Source organism: Neisseria meningitidis (assembly GCF_022869645.1).
Lineage (GTDB): Bacteria > Pseudomonadota > Gammaproteobacteria > Burkholderiales > Neisseriaceae > Neisseria > Neisseria meningitidis.
In genome coordinates this window covers 364,859-380,736 of record NZ_CP064367.1, presented here as the reverse complement: position 1 = coordinate 380,736, position 15,878 = coordinate 364,859, and the positions used below count along the sequence as shown (strand labels likewise).

Genomic DNA, 15,878 nt, shown 5'->3' with positions numbered 1-15,878 from the left:
AAGGGCCATTGGAGACACAAAATGATTATTGATGTAAAAGTACCTATGCTGTCTGAAAGCGTATCTGAAGGCACGCTCTTGGAATGGAAGAAAAAAGTTGGCGAAGCAGTTGCCCGTGACGAAATCCTGATCGATATCGAAACGGACAAAGTGGTTTTGGAAGTACCTTCTCCACAAGCCGGCGTATTGGTTGAAATCGTAGCGCAAGACGGTGAAACCGTTGTTGCCGACCAAGTTTTGGCACGCATCGATACAGCTGCTACTGCCGCTGCTGAAGCACCTGCAGCCGCTCCTGCCGAAGCAGCCCCGGCCGCCGCTCCTGCCGCCGCGCAAAACAACGCCGCTATGCCTGCCGCCGCCAAACTGGCTGCTGAGACCGGTGTTGACGTGAACGCATTGCAAGGTTCCGGCCGTGACGGTCGCGTATTGAAAGAAGACGTACAAAATGCCGCTGCCAAACCTGCCGCAGCCACTGCTCCTGCTGTTGCACTTCCTGCAGGCGCACGTCCTGAAGAACGCGTACCGATGAGCCGCCTGCGTGCCCGTGTTGCAGAACGTCTCTTGGCTTCTCAACAAGAAAACGCCATTCTGACTACATTCAACGAAGTCAACATGAAACCAATCATGGACTTGCGTGCGAAGTACAAAGAAAAATTCGAGAAAGAACACGGCGTGAAATTGGGCTTTATGTCCTTCTTCGTTAAAGCTGCTGTTGCCGCCCTGAAAAAATACCCGGTTGTGAATGCTTCTGTGGACGGCAAAGACATCGTGTACCACGGCTACTTCGACATCGGTATCGCGATTGGCAGCCCACGCGGTTTGGTTGTACCAATCCTGCGTGATGCCGACCAAATGAGCATTGCCGACATTGAGCAAGCAATTGTTGATTACGCGAAAAAAGCCAAAGACGGCAAAATCGCTATCGAAGATCTGACCGGCGGTACATTCAGTATTACCAACGGCGGTACTTTCGGTTCTATGATGTCCACCCCGATCATCAACCCACCTCAATCTGCGATTTTGGGTATGCACGCCACTAAAGAGCGCGCTGTGGTTGAAAACGGCCAAGTTGTTGTCCGTCCAATGATGTATCTGGCTCTGTCTTACGACCACCGTATCATCGACGGCCGCGAAGCTGTATTGACTTTGGTAGCCATTAAAGACGCGTTGGAAGACCCAGCTCGCCTGTTGTTGGATCTGTAATCGTTTCAGACGGCCTTTTATTTGTTAATGAAAAGGCCGTCTGAATTTTTATTAGGAAATAAAAATGAAATTGGCAGCTTTAATAACCCTATCATTTTTTGTTTTAACTGCGTGCGATAAAGAAGTAATTATTGTGCAAGAAAAATCAAAAGCTGAAAAACAAGCGGATTTTGAAGCCCAACAAAAGGCTAACTGTGCCGCGTTGAGCGACAAAGTACGGGCAAAAAAATCTTATTGCAAAAAATATGAGCAGTAATTAAATAAGGTAATCGGGCGTTTAAACTGCTCGATTACCTGATTCATATTAGTTAGATGTAGCGTAATGTAGTATCGTGCTACAATAGGCTCAACAAACGATTGAGACCGTCTGAAACATTTGATTCGAATGAATCGGCTGGTATGGACTTTCAGACGGCCTTTTCTTAAAACCATCAAAACGCAGTCATTCAAAATAAAAAAGAAACGAAAAGTATCGTTTTTATTTTGAGATACTGCCAAAAGCAAAGGATGACACAATGTCTCAATATGATGTAGTAGTGATTGGTGCAGGCCCGGGCGGATACGTTGCCGCCATCCGTGCCGCGCAACTGGGTTTCAAAACCGCTTGTGTTGACGCAGGCGTTAACAAAGCAGGCAATGCCCCTGCATTGGGCGGTACTTGCTTGAACGTAGGCTGTATCCCTTCTAAAGCCCTGTTGCAATCCAGCGAACATTTCCACGCTGCGCAACACGATTTTGCCGAACACGGTATTACTGTCGGCGACGTAAAATTCGACGCGGCCAAAATGATTGAGCGCAAAGATGCCATCGTGACCAAACTGACCGGCGGAGTGAAATTCCTGTTCCAAAAAAACAAAGTAACCAGCCTGTTCGGTACTGCCTCCTTTGCCGGTAAAAATGGCGATGCTTACCAAATCGAAGTCGATAACAAAGGCGAGAAAACCGTTATCGAAGCCAAACACGTCATCGTAGCCACCGGTTCCGTACCGCGTCCGCTGCCACAAGTCGCTATCGACAACGTGAACGTTTTGGACAACGAAGGCGCATTGAACCTGACTGAAGTACCTACCAAACTCGGCGTGATCGGTTCCGGCGTGATTGGTTTGGAAATGGGTTCCGTATGGAACCGCGTGGGTGCGGAAGTTACCATTCTTGAAGCCGCGCCGACCTTCCTGGCTGCCGCCGACCAACAAATCGCCAAAGAAGCCTTCAAATACTTTACCAAAGAGCAAGGCTTGAGCATTGAATTGGGCGTGAAAATCGGCGACATCAAATCTGAAGGCGAAGGCGTTTCCGTTGCTTACGAAACTGCTGCCGGCGAAGCCAAAACCGAAGTATTCGACAAACTGATCGTTGCTATCGGCCGTATTCCAAACACCAAAGGCCTGAACGCCGAAGCTGTAGGCTTGGAAAAAGACGAGCGCGGCTTTATCAAAGTAGATGGCGAATGCCGTACCAACCTGCCTAACGTATGGGCAATCGGCGACGTGGTTCGCGGCCCGATGTTGGCACACAAAGCCAGCGACGAAGGCGTTGCCGTTGCTGAGCGCATTGCCGGTCAAAAACCGCATATCGACTTCAACAACGTACCATTCGTGATTTACACCGATCCTGAAATCGCTTGGGTGGGTAAAACCGAAGAGCAGCTCAAAGCCGAAGGCGTGGAGTACAAAAAAGGTACTTCAGGTTTCGGTGCAAACGGTCGCGCATTGGCCATGGGCAAAGCCAAAGGTACGGTTAAAGTGTTGGCAGATGCCAAAACTGACCGCATCTTGGGCGTACACATGATTGGCCCGGTTGTCAGCGAATTGGTTACCGAAGGCGTGACTGCGCTCGAATTCTTTGCCAGCAGCGAAGACATCGCCCGCATCATCCATGCCCACCCAACCTTGTCCGAAGTGGTTCACGAAGCTGCATTGGCGGCCGACAAACGCGCTTTGCACGGTTGATAGACATTAAGGCCTCCGACAAATTGAATGTTCCGAGAGCTTCGTTTTCTGATTTATAATTCCGTCAGACAAACAAACAGCATTTACATTCATTATGAACAAAGAAATAGTCGGTATTTTCTTTATACCGGCGGGCATCATCAGCATGTGTATGGCCGCATTGTGGCAGATGTATGTGATGATGACCGAAACTTATACGCTCAACCGTTTCAAAGATAAAGAATTGGTTTGGCGCGTGGCATTGTTGTTTATCAGTTTCAGCCTTGCCGTTTATCTGCTCTGTCCGAATTCGCGTAAAAAAGGCATCGTCTTTTTTATTCTCGGGGGAGGCGGTGCAGCCATGTATCTGCTGGCGCGGATGTGGTTGCCTTTCAGCAAGTGAAACGACGATTTTCCGACCGCCGAAAGGTAGTCTGAAACGCACGGGCTTGCCATTTGGAGGCAAACTCGGGGCATTCCACTAATCTAAAGGAGAAATCCATGAATTTACACGAGTATCAGGCTAAAGAACTGCTGGCTAGCTACGGTTTGCCCGTACAAGGCGGTATTTTGGCACACAACGGCGAAGAAGCCGCTGCAGCTTACGACAAATTGGGCGGCAAATTCGCTGTTGTCAAAGCACAAGTACACGCCGGCGGCCGCGGTAAAGCGGGCGGCGTAAAAGTCGTTAAAAGCCGCGAAGAAGCTAAAGAAGTGGCTGAAAGCCTGATTGGCACCAACTTGGTAACTTACCAAACGGATGCCAACGGCCAACCTGTCAACAGCGTTTTGGTTTGCGAAGACATGTATCCGGTTCAAACCGAGCTGTACTTGGGCGCAGTGGTTGACCGTTCTACCCGCCGCATTACATTCATGGCTTCGACCGAAGGCGGCGTGGAAATCGAAAAAGTTGCTGCCGAAACTCCTGAAAAAATCTTCAAAGTAACCGTTGATCCGCTGGTTGGCCTGCAACCTTGCCAAGCTCGCGAAGTTGCGTTCCAACTGGGCTTGAAAGACAAACAAATCAACGAGTTCGTCAAACTGATGACCGGCGCGTACAAAGCGTTTGTCGACAACGACTTCGCACTGTTTGAAGTAAACCCATTGGCAGTTCGCGAAAACGGCGCACTGGCTTGCGTAGACGGCAAAATCGGTATCGACAGCAACGCGCTCTACCGCCTGCCAAAAATCGCTGAATTGCGCGACAAATCTCAAGAAAACGAACGTGAGCTGAAAGCTTCTGAATTCGACCTGAACTATGTTGCCCTGGAAGGCAACATCGGCTGTATGGTTAACGGTGCCGGTTTGGCGATGGCCACTATGGACATCATCAAACTCAAAGGCGGCCAACCTGCCAACTTCTTGGACGTTGGTGGCGGCGCTACCAAAGACCGCGTGGTTGAAGCGTTCAAACTGATTCTGGAAGACAAATCCGTTAAAGGCGTATTGATCAACATCTTCGGCGGTATCGTACGTTGTGACATGATTGCGGAAGCTATTGTGGCAGCCGTTAAAGAAATCAACGTCGACGTTCCTGTCGTTGTTCGTTTGGAAGGTAACAACGCCGAACTCGGCGCGAAAATCCTGAACGAATCAGGCCTGAAACTGACTTCTGCAGACGGCCTGAATGACGCAGCCGGAAAAATTGTTGCAGCCGTAAACGCCTAAGGAGAAAAGAATGAGCGTATTGATTAATAAAGACACCAAAGTATTGGTTCAAGGTTTCACCGGTAAAAACGGTACTTTCCACTCCGAACAAGCTCTGGCTTACGGCACTAAAGTTGTCGGCGGCGTTACCCCGGGCAAAGGCGGTCAAACCCACCTGAACCTGCCTGTATTCAACACCATGAAAGAAGCTGTTAAAGAAACCGGCGCGGATGCATCCGTAATTTACGTTCCCGCTCCGTTTGTGTTGGATTCTATCGTTGAAGCCGTTGATTCAGGCGTAGGCTTGGTCGTTGTGATTACCGAAGGCGTACCTACTTTGGACATGCTCAAAGCCAAACGTTATTTGGAAACCAACGGCAACGGTACCCGTTTGGTCGGCCCTAACTGCCCGGGCGTGATTACTCCGGGCGAGTGCAAAATCGGTATTATGCCGGGCCACATCCACACTCCGGGCCGCATCGGCATCATTTCCCGTTCTGGTACATTGACTTACGAAGCCGTGGCACAAACCACCAAACTGGGCTTGGGTCAATCAACCTGTATCGGTATCGGCGGCGACCCGATTCCTGGTATGAACCAAATCGATGCACTGAAACTCTTCCAAGAAGACCCAGATACTGACGCCATCATCATGATTGGTGAAATCGGCGGTACTGCGGAAGAAGAAGCAGCCGAATACATCCAATCCAACGTAACCAAACCTGTTGTAGGTTACATTGCTGGTGTTACCGCTCCTAAAGGCAAACGTATGGGCCACGCCGGTGCGATTATCTCTGGTGGTAAAGGTACTGCCGAAGAAAAATTCGCCGCTTTCGAAAAAGCCGGTATCGCTTACACCCGCAGCCCTGCCGAGTTGGGCACGACGATGCTGGAAGTGTTGAAGGCAAAAGGTTTGGCATAATCAGGTTTGACAACTGATTAAACATCAAATGCCGTCTGAAACCGGAAATCGGGTTTCAGACGGCATTTTGTTTGTCATTTCAAAAAGAGGCAGCCTCAACATACCCACATTATTTTTTGCCCTTTGAGGCAGTCAGAATATTTATCGGTCAAACAGGAGCAAACCCGTAAGTCAGGTTGCACACGCCTTGTTTGAAGTCTGGGAATGGATAAGTATCGCATTTGAAAAGACTGATATTATTTTTTGCAGGATTGTTCCGGTTTCTGTTTCGGCTCGCGACATTTTTTGTTTGATAGGATTGGAACGGATATGGTTTGCACAACGCCGCAAATCCGTTTCATCGCGCACGGTGTGTTCGTAAAAACGCCGATGCCAAATACCGCGTTCGTGCCGCCGCTGTTTGCTTGCAGACAGGTTTTGGGCATGAGGGAAATGTGCGGAGAATTTGGTTTTAATCAGCCGCCGGAGTAGGGAATAATCCGCATCATCGGGCGGCAGCGTCCAAATGGCGTGAATGTGGTTCGGCAGCACGGATACGGCGACGGTTTCAAAGGAATATTGTTTTTGCACATCCATATAAGCCGCACGCGAAGCCGATACGTTCGACAAGCAGGTGTGATTTTGGATCGGCGAGTTTGACGGTGAAAAAGAATGTGCCGCCGGCAATGAAGTTTCTGCGATAACGCGCCATAGGATTTTTGTTTGTGGTTTGGATGTTGGAGAAGGAATGATTTGTTGTTTAAGTTTTTAACTTTGTTGAAGTTGAGGTTTTCAGACGATATCAGAGGTCGTCTGAAAGCGCTAGCTTCAACGCAGTTAAAAGTTGAAACGGCAAACCGTCAATCAAGCAGCAACCGCGTGCGTACCGCATATACCCTACACGTTGGTTTTGAAGTTCCGCATAATTCACAGGTAGGGTGTGTGGCGCAGCCACGCACGCGGTCGGTTGGATATGCAGGCTACGGCTTGCTTAATTATTCATCATTAGCTAATAGATTTAACTCAAGCTTATAGTATAAATCGATATCTTTAAGTAATTTATCTATATCGCAATTGCACAATTCATTTAACCAATCATTTAACTCGTTAATAGTTATAATCTCTTCAATCGCATTTTTATATCTATTAATAATTACCTCCATACCATTTGATTTATTATTAATATATTCGATTAATTCCGAATTAACTTGATCCTTTGATGTTTCTGTTTTAACAACAAATGTAATAGGAAAGTGCAATACTTTATCTATATCCAACAAATACTTATCAAAATTATTTACTTCCGTTACCTGGAAGAATCTACCCAATGGCTTCATTACAAAATCAATTCCACCATCGTTAGCATTTGTTCTACCAGTTTTATATAATTTTAAAAACTCTTCTTGTAAACTATCTCTAGAATATTCAAAGAATACAGAGATATTTTTGTAATGATTCTTTAAAATCGCATACGAAATAATTTCAAAAATTCTTGCTTCTGATTTTTCATTTAATAAAATTGAAATTTGTCTTTTCTTTTCACTGACATCATGAGATTCAAATAAATTTTCAATTGTTTCGACTAAAAAACTATCTTTACACTTTAATAGATAAATATATTTTTCTATAATATCAATAGAAACTTGGCACAAGTCAAAATTATCAACATATAAATATTTAATATTAATTAAATATTTTCCATTGTTGATAATTATTAATTCTTCGTTAAACTTATTTTTAAACTCTCCATTTACACGACTATTTAGAGCGTGATTCTGTAATTTATCTCCTCCATATAATGACCGATAGAAATAAAACAATTTGTTATATTCAAAACCGTAGAACTTTTTGTATTCTTCTGGTTTATTGATAAATTTACTTTCAGCATAGAAATGCAGTAAGGAATATATGGCATATATATTAGCCAAACTTCTACGGGTCTTAGAATTCCCATAGATTGCCCCCATTTTTGAATCCAAATACTGTAATAATGGGCTTTTGTTGTAGATATAAGAGTAATTATCAGGGTAATACTGTATTAAAATTTCTTGAACAAATTCTTTCATTTTAAACCTCTATTAAATTTAAGTTTTACTATGATCTTTTTTTGATTTATTGCTAGTTTTTCTCATCTTGTTTTTAGTTAAAAATTCCCCATTATACTCATTAGAAATATGAGTTCTTCTAATACCAATCTTAAAATAATCTGGATTAATTTCTATACCTATTGCCTTCCTTTTTAGTCGTACTGCGACAGAAGAAGTAGTAAATGAGCCGCTAAATGGATCTAATATGGTATCCCCTTTATTGCTTGAAGCTAAAATAATTCTCTCTAATAACTTCTCGGGTTTTTGTGTAGGGTGATTTTCGTATTCATCCATTTTGTAACGAACTCTATTAAATTCCCATACATTACTAGGTATCTTTTTTGCATTATAGGGCTGCGGCGGAGTTTTTCGATAATCTATCAGTTTTCTTTCAGCTCCTGTCTTTGCCTCTATTAAAATATCTTCGGAATTAAATGTATATTTGCTGTTTTTGTGATGTGTAAACATTAGAATTGGCTCGTAGGTAGAGCCAAATTTATTTTTAGCTTGAACACCTGATGAATCGTAAGACCAAACAATTCTATTTATAATGAAATATTTTTCATCTACATACCTATCTAAAATAGGCATATATTGTACAGAACTCATTAAATACATTGTGCCGTTGTCTTTTAAAACTCTCATACATTCATCAATCCACGAGGCACACCAATCTAAATATTGATAAGCATCTGCAAAAAAGTCTTTATTATTCCCAAAATCTTTACCAATTCCGTAAGGAGGATCTGCAAAAATTAAATCTACACTTGAACTTGGTAATGTTTTTAGAACTTCTAAACAATCTCCAAGAATAACAGTAGAGTTTTTATTAAACTGTATTTCAAATTTTTTCATTTTCAGCCTTTCAGAATCATACTTAAATACTTTCCAGTATAACTACTTTTCTCTTCCGCCACTTCTTCAGGCGTCCCCACCGCAATAATCCTCCCTCCGCCGTCGCCGCCTTCTGGCCCTAAGTCCACAATCCAATCGGCGGTTTTAATCACATCCAGATTATGCTCGATAATCACTATCGAGTTGCCTTTGCCTTTCAGACGGTCTATGACTTCCAGCAGCAGGGCGATGTCGGCGAAGTGTAGGCCGGTGGTGGGTTCGTCGAGGATGTAGAGCGTTCTGCCGGTGTCGCGTTTGGAGAGTTCCAAGGCGAGTTTGACGCGCTGGGCTTCGCCGCCGGAGAGGGTGGTGGCGGATTGGCCGAGACGGATGTAGCCTAAGCCTACGTCCATCAAGGTTTGCAGTTTGCGCGATACGGTGGGGACGGCGTCGAAGAATTCGCGGGCTTCTTCGACGGCCATGTCGAGGACTTGACTGATGTTTTTGCCTTTGTATTGGATTTCGAGGGTTTCGCGGTTGTAGCGTTTGCCGTGGCAGACTTCGCAGGGGACGTACACGTCGGGCAGGAAGTGCATTTCGACTTTAATCACGCCGTCGCCTTGGCAGGCTTCGCAGCGGCCGCCTTTGACGTTGAAGGAGAATCTGCCGACGTTGTAGCCGCGTTCGCGCGAGAGGGGTACGCCGGCGAAGAGTTCGCGGATGGGGGTGAACAGGCCGGTGTAGGTGGCGGGGTTGGAGCGCGGGGTGCGACCGATGGGGGATTGGTCGACGTTGATGACTTTGTCGAGGTGTTCGAGGCCGCGGATGTCGTCGTATGGGGCGGGTTCTTCTTGGGCGCGGTTGAGTTCGCGGGCGGTGATTTTGGCGAGGGTGTCGTTAATCAGGGTGGACTTGCCGCTGCCGGATACGCCGGTGATGCAGGTAATTAAACCGAGCGGCAGTTCGAGGGTAACGTTTTTGAGGTTGTTGCCGCGCGCGCCTTTGAGGACGAGCATTCGGCCGGGATTGACGGGCGTGCGTTCAGACGGCACGGCAATGGATTTTTTGCCGCTGAGGTATTGTCCGGTAACGGAGTTTTCACATTTGGCGACGTTTTCGGGCGTGTCGGCAATCAATACGTTGCCGCCGTGTTCGCCTGCGCCGGGGCCCATATCGACCACGAAATCGGCTTCGCGGATGGCGTCTTCGTCGTGTTCGACCACAATCACGCTGTTGCCCAAATCGCGCAGTCGTTTGAGGGTGGCCAGCAGGCGGTCATTGTCACGCTGGTGCAGGCCGATGGAGGGTTCGTCCAGTACATACATCACGCCGGTCAGGCCGCTGCCGATTTGGCTGGCGAGGCGGATGCGCTGGGCTTCGCCGCCGGAGAGGGTTTCGGCGGAGCGGCTTAAATTCAGGTAATCCAGCCCGACGTTAATCAGGAAGCCGAGGCGTTCGGTGATTTCTTTGAGGATTTTTTCGGCGATTTGTTTTTTGTTGCCGTCTAAATCCAGTGTTTCAAAGAATTGGTGGGTTTTGGTGAGCGGCCAGGCGGAAACTTCGTGCAACGGCTCACCGCTGACGTAAACGTAGCGGGCTTCTTTGCGCAAACGTGCGCCGCCGCAGCTCGGGCAGGCGCGGTGGTTTTGGTATTCGCGCAGTTTTTCGCGCACGGTTTCGCTGTCGGTTTCGCGGTAGCGGCGTTCGAGATTGGGGATGATGCCTTCGAAGGCGTGGCTGCGGTTGAAGGTGGTGCCGCGTTCGGACAGGTAAGTGAAATCAATGACTTCCTTGCCCGAGCCGTGCAACACGACTTTTTTGATTTTTGCAGGTAGGGTTTCCCAAGCAGCCTGCACGTCGAAACCGTAATGCCGCGCCAGCGACTGAATCATTTGGAAATAGAACTGGTTGCGCTTGTCCCAGCCGTCAATCGCGCCCGAAGCCAGCGACAATTCGGGATGCGCGACCACTTTTTCGGAGTCGAAGAAATTGGTGTTGCCCAAGCCGTCGCAAGTCGGGCAGGAGCCCATCGGGTTGTTGAACGAAAAGAGGCGCGGCTCCAATTCGGGCAGGCTGTACGAACATACGGGGCAGGCGAAACGCGCGGAAAACCAATGCTCTTCGCCGCTGTCCATTTCCATCGCCAGCGCGCGCTCGTTGCCGTGGCGCAGCGCGGTTTCAAAACTTTCCGCCAGCCGCTGCTTGATGTTCGCCTTCACTTTCACGCGGTCGATGACCACGTCGATATTGTGTTTGATGTTTTTTTCCAGCTTCGGCACTTCGTCAAGCTGATAGACCTCGCCGTCCACGCGCACACGGGCAAAGCCTTGCGCCTGCAAGTCAGCAAAGAAGTCGACAAACTCGCCCTTACGCTCACGAACTGCCGGCGCAAGAATCATCACGCGCGTGTCTTCCGGCAGTTTTAATACGGCATCGACCATCTGAGATACGGTTTGGCTGGATAGCGGCAGATTGTGTTCGGGGCAATACGGCGTGCCGACGCGTGCGTACAAAAGGCGCAGGTAATCGTGGATTTCCGTAACCGTGCCGACGGTGGAACGCGGATTGTGGCTGGTGGATTTCTGCTCGATGGAAATCGCGGGCGACAGACCCTCGATCAAATCGACATCGGGTTTGTCCATCATCTGCAAAAACTGCCGCGCATAGGCGGACAGGCTCTCGACATAACGCCGCTGTCCTTCGGCATACAGCGTGTCGAACGCCAGCGATGATTTGCCGCTGCCCGATAAGCCTGTTACCACTACGAGCTTGTGGCGCGGAATGTCCAAATCGACGTTTTTCAAATTATGCGTGCGCGCGCCGCGTATGCGGATGGTGTCGTTGTCGTGCGAATGTTGGGGATGATGGTTGCACATAATGGATGCCGCCTGAAAAATAAAGGAAAACTGGTATTGTAGCACTTTCTCGGATGCCGTCTGAAGCCGCGTTCAGACGGCATTTGTCGGCGGAGTACGGCAGATTCCGCTATAATGTCGGCAATTTTAACCCGCTTGAACAAAAGGATGACAAATGAACCGTCTTTACCCCCACCCGATTATCGCCCGTGAGGGCTGGCCGATTATTGGCGGCGGTTTGGCTTTGAGCCTGCTGGTGTCGATGTGTTGCGGCTGGTGGTCTTTGCCGTTTTGGGTGTTTACCGTATTTGCCCTGCAGTTTTTCCGCGACCCTGCGCGTGAGATTCCGCAAAATCCTGAAGCAGTGTTGAGTCCGGTTGACGGCCGTATCGTGGTGGTCGAGCGCGCACGCGATCCGTATCGTGATGTCGATGCTTTGAAAATCAGTATTTTTATGAACGTGTTCAACGTGCATTCGCAAAAATCGCCTGCCGATTGTACGGTAACGAAAGTGGTCTATAACAAAGGCAAATTCGTGAATGCGGATTTGGACAAAGCCAGCACGGAAAACGAACGTAATGCGGTGTTGGCGACTACGGCTTCCGGTCGTGAAATTACTTTTGTTCAAGTGGCCGGTTTGGTGGCGCGCCGTATTTTGTGCTACACCCAAGCAGGTGCGAAACTGTCTCGCGGCGAACGCTATGGCTTTATCCGTTTTGGCTCGCGCGTGGATATGTATCTGCCTGTCGATGCGCAGGCGCAAGTGGCGATTGGCGATAAAGTAAACGGTGTCAGCACTGTATTGGCGCGTTTGCCGCTGACTGCGCCGCAAATCGAATCCGAGCCTGAATCTGAGCCTGCTTTACAAACTGCTCCGGTTGAAACAGCGGCAAACCCATCTGCCGAACAACGGCAAATCGAGGCAGTGGCGGCTAAGATTCAGGCGGCTGTGCAAGATGTGTTGAAAGATTAATTTTGCGAACTGAAATAGAAAATATCAGTATCATCATTCACACGAATGAGGAAGTTTGGTTTTTTGAATTTTTGCTAATGTTCACACCGTTATGTTCACGAAAATGGGAATCCGGGAACTTAACGTTACAGCGATTTATCGGAAACGGCTGAAACCGAACGAATTGGATTCCCGCCTGCGCGGGAATGACAACTCATTAGTTACCTAAAACTTAAAAAACGGAAACCTTTACGCCGTCATTCCCACGAAAGTGGGAATCCGGGAACTTAACGTTACAGTGATTTATCGGAAACGGCTGAAACCGAACGAATTGGATTCCCGCCTGCGCGGGAATGACGGCACATTAGTTACCTAAAACTTAAAAAAAAACAGAAACCTTTCCGCCTCATTCCCACGAAAGTGGGAATCTAGAACCCAAATGCTAAGGCGATTTATCGGAAACGGCTGAAACCGAACGAATTGGATTCCCGCCTGCGCGGGAATGACGGCACATTAGTTACCTAAAACTTAAAAAAAAACAGAAACCTTTCCGCGTCATTCCCATGAAAGTGGGAATCTAGAACCCAAATGCTAAGGCGATTTATCGGAAACGGCTGAAACCGAACGAATTGGATTCCCGCCTGTGCGGGAATGACGACTCATTAGTTACCTAAAACTTAAAAAACAGAAACCTTTACGCCGTCATTCCCACGAAAGTGGGAATCTAGAACCCAAATGCTAAGGCGATTTATCGGAAACGGCTGAAACCGAATGAATTGGATTCTCGCCTGCGCGGGAATGATGGGTTTCTGCCTTTGATTTTTCTGCTTTTGCGAGAATGACGGCGTGAAAGCAAGAATGATGAAACAAAGAAAATGGGAATGATGGCATAGTGGTTTGTTCTTTGTCTTTGCCATATTTCCTAACAAATTGATTAAAAAGAAAAAAGGTTTTCAGAATGCCGTCTGAAAACCTTTTTTGTTTGCCTGTCCGATTTTAAAACTTCACGTTCACGCCGCCGGTAAAGCTGCGGCCCATTTGCGGCGTATCAGAGAGGAAGCTGCTGTGGGCGTAAACGGATTGGTTGAGCAGGTTGTCGGCTTTGACGTACCAATTCCACTCGCCATAGCGCGTATTGCGGCGGTAGTTTGCACCGACGTTGAGCATATGGTGTCCGGGCGTGCGCGTTTCGTAGCGGGCGAGTTTGTTTTGGGCGAACACGCGGTAGTAGTCCAAGTTGGCATCGATACGGTCGGTCAGCGAGGCTTTCAGGTGGACGCCGAGGCGCGCAGCCGGAACGCGAGGGGCGTTTTGGTCGTCCTGTGCGATGAAAGGACGGTTGCCGTAGGCATCTTCCCTACCGGGTAGGGATGGCAGGTTTTTCAGACGGCCTCGTACATAGTCGCCGGAAACGCCGATGCGGTAGCGCAGTGTCGGTTTGAAGTAGATTTCGCCTTCCGCGCCGTAGAAGTCGGCACCGGATTGGTTGTAGCGCACGAGCTTCATTTCGCTGTCGTCTTCGATGGATTTGGGGCCGCGTCCGTCGTTTAAGGTTTGGGCGTAAATGTAGTTGCCGAAGCGGTTGCGGTAGAGTGCCAGATTGTATTGCCAGCGGTCGCCTTCGTAGCCCAGCGCGAGTTCGATGTTGTTGGAACGCTCTTTGTTGAGGTGTTTGTTGCCGACTTCAAAAGTGTTGGTGGCAACGTGTTTGCCGTGTGCGTACAGCTCTTGCGTTGACGGCAGGCGTTCCTGATGGGAGGCGGTCAGGCTGAGTTTGTGTTGTGGCGTGAAATACCAGTTGCCCGAAAGTGCGAACGAGCGGGCGGTTTGGCGGTGTGCGCCGAGGTCGGGCAGGGGCTGGTTGTAGTAGTTTTCCCGATCAATCAATGCTTTGTCGTACTGGATGGAGGCTTTTTGTTTTTCCACGCGTACGCCGCCTTCAAGCGTGAAGTTGTCCCAGTTTGCCTGTTCTACACCAAAAAAGCTGTAATGTTGCACTTTATTGTCAAGCAGCATCGGTTGTTTGACCGCTTCGGATGTGGCAGATAAAGCACTGGATTTTTGTTGTAAATATTGCACGCCCCAACTGCCTTTCAGACGGCCTATAGGTTGGTGGCGCAACTCGATACGGGCGTTTTGCGTTTGGTTGTTAAAAAAGTTTTCTACTGCATCGCCTGCTTTTTCGTCGTGGTGGTAGTCGTTGCGGTTCAGATGTACGCGCAGGGCTTCAAAACCGGGGAGCGGCTGCTTCCATTCGGCGCGGAGTTCGTAGCGTTTGTTGCGCAGGTCTATCCACGGTCTGCCGTTGTGGGTGTGTGCGTGTGCATCATCGTCGTCGTGGAAGCCGCAGCTCAAGCCCGGATTGTCGTAATCAACGTCTTCTTCGGTCAACAAGTGCGGATAAAGCTGTAAATAGCGTTTGTTAATCAAGCTCTTTTGCCAGATGATGTCGGCGTGGCAATCATCGTATTCGTGGCTGTGGGCAGGCAGACCATATTGGTCGCGACGGTCGCTGTACGCTACGCCGATAAAACCTTTTTCGCCAACCCAAGACAGCCCGATGCTGCCCGTTTGCGAATCGGCGTGGCTGTCGGGCAGGCGTTTCAGATTGCGGTAACGCGGTACGGCGTAATCCCCCGATTTGCGGTACAGCCCTTCCGTGTGCAATACAAAGTTTTTGCCCAAACCGATATTGATGCCGCCGGACGTGAGTTTTTCCAGATTGCCGCTGCTCAAACGCAATCCGAGTTCGCCCGATACGCCGTTTTCAGGCATTTTTTCGGGGATTTTGCCATCGGCAACATCGACCAGCCCCGCCACATTGCCCGAGCTGTACAAGAGCGTAACCGGCCCGCGCAGGATTTCGACCTGTTGCGACAAGGCGGTATCTACCATAATGGCGTGATCGGGCGAAAAATCCGCCATATCGCCTGTTTCGCCGTGATGGTTCAACACTTTAATCCGCCTGCCTGTTTGACCGCGAATAACGGGAGCGGACGCGCCGCCGCCGTATTGCGAGGCGTGAATGCCCGGCACGCCGTCCAAAGCATCGCCCAAGTTGACGGCTTTTTGTCGCAAGGTGTCGCCGCTGATGATTTTGTCGGAGGCGGTCGAAGTGTGCAGCAGCCCGGATGTGGCGCGCGGACGGCTTTTGCCGACGACGGTAACCGTTTCCAAGCCCACCGATTGCTCAGTTTCATGCGCTTGGGCGAGGAGGGGTGTGTTGATTAAAAGAATTGATAAAACAATGGGTTTGAGTGTAGTTTGTGCCATTTTGGCTTCTCGTCGCATTTCAAAAGTTTGTTATTATATAACATTACATTTTTTATATCATAAGATTTTGAGAACACTCAGAGGGCATAGGCAAAAGTTTTTCAAATGAAACGGTTGCGGCATCGGGCGGTGTCCATTTGTATCCGCCGTCATTCGGGGGCGCGGTTGATGTTGACGCAGATTCCGCTGTGTTTGCCC

The 15,878-nt window shown here is 48.7% G+C and carries 12 protein-coding genes; 7 read left to right on the top strand and 5 right to left on the bottom strand.

What is annotated here, in order from left to right; all coding sequences use genetic code 11:
- Positions 1–21: 21 nt before the first annotated feature.
- The 6 genes from odhB to sucD all read left to right on the top strand — a co-directional run bounded on the left by odhB (position 22) and on the right by sucD (position 5,700).
- On the top strand, positions 22–1,203 hold the full coding sequence (gene odhB, locus IUJ45_RS02015) for a 2-oxoglutarate dehydrogenase complex dihydrolipoyllysine-residue succinyltransferase (RefSeq protein ID WP_002246139.1): 1,182 nt from the start codon (positions 22–24) through the stop codon (positions 1,201–1,203).
- Between the two features lie 64 nt (positions 1,204–1,267).
- Positions 1,268–1,459 (top strand): hypothetical protein, encoded by a 192-nt coding sequence (locus IUJ45_RS02010; RefSeq protein ID WP_002246140.1) that lies wholly within the window; start codon positions 1,268–1,270, stop codon positions 1,457–1,459.
- Between the two features lie 259 nt (positions 1,460–1,718).
- Positions 1,719–3,152: a dihydrolipoyl dehydrogenase gene (gene lpdA, locus IUJ45_RS02005; RefSeq protein WP_002246141.1), complete on the top strand. Its 1,434-nt coding sequence runs from the start codon at positions 1,719–1,721 to the stop codon at positions 3,150–3,152.
- Between the two features lie 94 nt (positions 3,153–3,246).
- Complete coding sequence (locus IUJ45_RS02000; RefSeq protein ID WP_002225316.1) at positions 3,247–3,534, top strand: hypothetical protein; 288 nt, start codon at positions 3,247–3,249, stop codon at positions 3,532–3,534.
- A 98-nt stretch (positions 3,535–3,632) separates the two neighbouring features.
- Positions 3,633–4,799: an ADP-forming succinate--CoA ligase subunit beta gene (sucC, locus tag IUJ45_RS01995; RefSeq protein WP_002246142.1), complete on the top strand. Its 1,167-nt coding sequence runs from the start codon at positions 3,633–3,635 to the stop codon at positions 4,797–4,799.
- A gap of 10 nt (positions 4,800–4,809) precedes the next feature.
- Positions 4,810–5,700, top strand: coding sequence for a succinate--CoA ligase subunit alpha (gene sucD, locus IUJ45_RS01990; RefSeq protein ID WP_002221113.1), 891 nt, complete (start codon positions 4,810–4,812; stop codon positions 5,698–5,700).
- A 171-nt stretch (positions 5,701–5,871) separates the two neighbouring features.
- Here the strand turns inward: sucD and IUJ45_RS01985 are convergent, their stop codons facing one another.
- From IUJ45_RS01985 to uvrA, 4 genes are all read right to left on the bottom strand, one after another.
- The gene (locus IUJ45_RS01985) at positions 5,872–6,276 is read right to left on the bottom strand and encodes an REP-associated tyrosine transposase (protein WP_002246143.1); all 405 of its coding nucleotides are present in this window, start codon (positions 6,274–6,276) and stop codon (positions 5,872–5,874) included.
- Between the two features lie 398 nt (positions 6,277–6,674).
- Positions 6,675–7,745, bottom strand: coding sequence for a hypothetical protein (locus IUJ45_RS01980; protein ID WP_002246144.1), 1,071 nt, complete (start codon positions 7,743–7,745; stop codon positions 6,675–6,677).
- 18 nt (positions 7,746–7,763) lie between these two features.
- Positions 7,764–8,621: an adenine-specific DNA-methyltransferase gene (gene yhdJ / locus IUJ45_RS01975; protein WP_002246145.1), complete on the bottom strand. Its 858-nt coding sequence runs from the start codon at positions 8,619–8,621 to the stop codon at positions 7,764–7,766.
- A 2-nt stretch (positions 8,622–8,623) separates the two neighbouring features.
- Positions 8,624–11,476, bottom strand: a complete 2,853-nt coding sequence (gene uvrA / locus IUJ45_RS01970; RefSeq protein ID WP_082308615.1) for an excinuclease ABC subunit UvrA — start codon at positions 11,474–11,476, stop codon at positions 8,624–8,626.
- Between the two features lie 154 nt (positions 11,477–11,630).
- Between uvrA and IUJ45_RS01965 the strand changes: the two genes are divergently transcribed.
- Positions 11,631–12,428 (top strand): phosphatidylserine decarboxylase, encoded by a 798-nt coding sequence (locus tag IUJ45_RS01965; protein WP_002226415.1) that lies wholly within the window; start codon positions 11,631–11,633, stop codon positions 12,426–12,428.
- Between the two features lie 975 nt (positions 12,429–13,403).
- On the opposite strand, the gene znuD is transcribed toward IUJ45_RS01965, so the two are convergent.
- Positions 13,404–15,680 carry a TonB-dependent zinc receptor ZnuD gene (gene znuD / locus IUJ45_RS01960; protein WP_002246147.1) on the bottom strand — a complete coding sequence of 759 codons (2,277 nt, stop codon included), beginning with the start codon at positions 15,678–15,680 and terminating at the stop codon, positions 13,404–13,406.
- Positions 15,681–15,878 lie beyond the last annotated feature (198 nt).

Bases quoted from the DNA above. Each gene is read 5' to 3' on its own strand.
- odhB (WP_002246139.1), top strand. From the start codon at position 22: ATGATTATTGATGTAAAAGTACCTATGCTGTCTGAAAGCGTATCTGAA.
- IUJ45_RS02010 (WP_002246140.1), top strand. From the start codon at position 1,268: ATGAAATTGGCAGCTTTAATAACCCTATCATTTTTTGTTTTAACTGCG.
- lpdA (WP_002246141.1), top strand. From the start codon at position 1,719: ATGTCTCAATATGATGTAGTAGTGATTGGTGCAGGCCCGGGCGGATAC.
- IUJ45_RS02000 (WP_002225316.1), top strand. From the start codon at position 3,247: ATGAACAAAGAAATAGTCGGTATTTTCTTTATACCGGCGGGCATCATC.
- sucC (WP_002246142.1), top strand. From the start codon at position 3,633: ATGAATTTACACGAGTATCAGGCTAAAGAACTGCTGGCTAGCTACGGT.
- sucD (WP_002221113.1), top strand. From the start codon at position 4,810: ATGAGCGTATTGATTAATAAAGACACCAAAGTATTGGTTCAAGGTTTC.
- IUJ45_RS01985 (WP_002246143.1), bottom strand. From the start codon at position 6,276: ATGGATGTGCAAAAACAATATTCCTTTGAAACCGTCGCCGTATCCGTG.
- IUJ45_RS01980 (WP_002246144.1), bottom strand. From the start codon at position 7,745: ATGAAAGAATTTGTTCAAGAAATTTTAATACAGTATTACCCTGATAAT.
- yhdJ (WP_002246145.1), bottom strand. From the start codon at position 8,621: ATGAAAAAATTTGAAATACAGTTTAATAAAAACTCTACTGTTATTCTT.
- uvrA (WP_082308615.1), bottom strand. From the start codon at position 11,476: ATGTGCAACCATCATCCCCAACATTCGCACGACAACGACACCATCCGC.
- IUJ45_RS01965 (WP_002226415.1), top strand. From the start codon at position 11,631: ATGAACCGTCTTTACCCCCACCCGATTATCGCCCGTGAGGGCTGGCCG.
- znuD (WP_002246147.1), bottom strand. From the start codon at position 15,680: ATGGCACAAACTACACTCAAACCCATTGTTTTATCAATTCTTTTAATC.